At 67.2% G+C, this 253-nt stretch carries 1 pseudogene; it reads left to right on the top strand.

What is annotated here, in order from left to right:
- A pseudogene (locus SB725_RS32640) lies at nucleotides 1–253 on the top strand (glycosyltransferase family 1 protein); the annotation flags it as partial.

Here is a 253-nt window from a genome sequence, read left to right as displayed (position 1 = left end):
ACGGTGTGCTGGCCATGCCCGGCGACGAAAGCGCCTTCTGCGACGCTGCCAGCTGGCTGCTGGAAGAACCGGAAACCTTGCGCCGGGTACGCCTCAACGCCCGCCAGCATGCCAGCCGCCAGGGCTGGGCCGCGGTGATCGAGCAGTTTGAAGATCGCCTGCGCAGTGCCTGCGAGCACGGGCCGGACGAGGATTACGAAGGGCTTATCGAAGCGACGGTCAAACCCCGCAGCGCCGTGGAGACACTCGGCAC

Source organism: Pseudomonas sp. SIMBA_041, from assembly GCF_046535095.1.
Taxonomy (GTDB): domain Bacteria; phylum Pseudomonadota; class Gammaproteobacteria; order Pseudomonadales; family Pseudomonadaceae; genus Aquipseudomonas; species Aquipseudomonas mucoides.
This window is presented reverse-complemented; position numbering and strand designations above follow the sequence as displayed.